Raw genomic sequence first — 1,299 nt, 5'->3', positions numbered from 1 at the left:
GGTCGAGGCGGCCGCGCGCGGCCGCCTCGACCGCCGCCGCATGATCGACGACTACCGCGCCGCGATCTCGGGCCTGCTGCTCTCGGACGCCCTGGCCGCCTGACGCGCGGCACGGTTCCGACGCCGCCTCCCCCGCACCGCTTCGTGACCCCGCACCTTAGACACGGCGGGACCCGCGCACCATCCCCGCGCCCGTCTCACGAAAGCGTGTCTACAGTGAGGCATGACCGCCCGCATCGTGTCGATCGGCACGGCTCTGCCCGACACCCGCGTCACCCAATCGGCGCTGCGCGACCTGTTCGCCGCGCAACCCGGGTTCGACCGCAAGAGCCAACGCCTCGTGGGGGCCGCCTTCGACGCCGCCGCCATCGACACCCGCCACGTCGTCCTGCCCCAGCTGGCGGGCGCGGCCGACGACGGCCTGGCCGTCCGCGACGGCGACACGCTGCTGATGCCCCCGACCGGCGCGCGCAACGACGAGTACCGCCGGGCCGCCCCGCCCCTGTTCGCCGCGGCCGCGCGCGCCGCGCTGCAGGGCTCGGCGTACGACGCCTCGGCGGTCACCCACGTCGTCACCGTGTCGTGCACGGGCATGTTCGCCCCGGGGCCGGACTACCACCTGGTCCGCGACCTCGACCTGCCGGTGACGGTCGAGCGCTACCACCTCGGCTTCATCGGCTGCGCCGCGGCCATCCCGGCGTTGCGACTGGCCGCGCGGATCGTCGGAAACGATGAGGCCGCGGTGGTCCTGGTCGTGTGCTGCGAGCTGTGCTCGCTGCACTGGCAGACCTCGTCGCATCCCGATCAGATCGTCGCGGCCTCGGTGTTCGCCGACGGCGCGGCGGCCGCGATCATCGCCTCGGCGGACAGCGCGCACGACGGTCTCGACCTCGACGGCTTCGCCACGCACGTGACCGACGACGGCGAGAAGGACATGGCCTGGACCGTGGGCGACTCGGGCTTCGAGATGACCCTCACGCCCGAGGTGCCGCGCATCATCGGCCGAGAGATCACCGCGATCGCCGCCGACGTGCTCGGCGACCTCGCCGCCGTCGACGCGTGGGCCGTGCACCCCGGTGGCCGCAGCATCCTGGACCGCGTCGACAGCGCGCTGAACCTGGATGCCGCGGCCCTCGCGCCCTCGCGAGAGGTGCTGCGCGCGCACGGCAACATGTCGAGCGCGACCCTGCTGTTCATCCTCCGCGACCTGCTCGCCGACGCCGCCCTGGCCGACGGCGCCCGCGTCGCCGCCCTGGCCTTCGGCCCCGGACTGACGGTGGAGGCGGCGACCCTGACGCG

General features: G+C 74.3%; 1 protein-coding gene. It reads left to right on the top strand.

Translation table 11 applies throughout. The features are described 5' to 3' along the window. Positions 1 to 223: 223 nt before the first annotated feature. Positions 224 to 1,299, top strand: a 1,076-nt coding sequence (locus tag DBR36_RS14830) for a type III polyketide synthase (protein ID WP_108320523.1), incomplete at its 3' end; no start/stop codon positions are given.

Source organism: Microbacterium sp. HMWF026, assembly GCF_003061325.1.
In the GTDB taxonomy this organism is placed as follows: Bacteria; Actinomycetota; Actinomycetes; order Actinomycetales; family Microbacteriaceae; genus Microbacterium; species Microbacterium testaceum_E.
Note: the sequence above shows the minus strand (reverse complement) of the source record. Positions and strands in the feature narration are given on the sequence as shown.